1 protein-coding gene is annotated in these 738 nt (G+C 64.9%); it reads right to left on the bottom strand.

Annotated features, from left to right (window positions below; genetic code table 11):
* Positions 1-738 (bottom strand): 3-hydroxybutyrate dehydrogenase (locus U5771_RS35240; protein ID WP_322028192.1); only part of this gene is annotated, 738 nt, incomplete at both ends.

Here is a 738-nt window from a genome sequence, read left to right as displayed (position 1 = left end):
CGACTGGCCCGTGAGCGCGGCGCTCGGGAAGGCCGACAGGAACAGCACCGTCTGCGCGACGTCCTGCACCGTCGTGAACACGCCGTCGACCGTGTTGCCGAGCATCACCTTCTTCACCACTTCGTCTTCGCTGATCCCGAGCTCCTTCGCCTGCTCCGGAATCTGCTTGTCCACCAGCGGCGTGCGCACGAAGCCCGGACACACCACGTGCGAGCGCACATTGTGCTTCGCGCCTTCCTTCGCCAGCACGCGCGCCAGACCGAGCAGCCCGTGCTTGGCCGTCACGTACGCCGACTTCAGCGGCGACGCTTCGTGCGAGTGCACCGAACCCATGTAGATCACGACGCCGCCGCGATCGTCCTTGTACATGTGCTTGAGCGCGGCCTTGGTCGTCAGGAACGCGCCGTCCACGTGGATCGCCTGCATCTTCTTCCAGTCCGAAAACGAGTAGTTCTCGATCGGGTTGACGATCTGGATGCCTGCGTTCGACACGAGGATGTCGACCGAGCCGAACGTTTCGGCCACCTTGTCGATGCCGCTGTTCACGGCTTCCTCGTTGGTCACGTCCATCGCGACGCCGATTGCCTTGCCGCCTGCCTTGTTGATCTCGTCGGCAACCGCGTTTGCGCCGTCCTGGTTCAGGTCGGCGATCGCGACGGCCGCGCCCGCTTTCGCGAGCTCCAGCGCGATTTCCTTGCCGATGCCGCTTGCGGCGCCCGTGACGACTGCGGTCTTGCC

This window comes from Burkholderia sp. BCC1977, assembly GCF_905339595.1.
GTDB lineage: Bacteria > Pseudomonadota > Gammaproteobacteria > Burkholderiales > Burkholderiaceae > Burkholderia.
The sequence above is the reverse complement of the archived record's forward strand: the minus strand, read 5'-3'. Positions and strand labels throughout refer to the sequence as shown.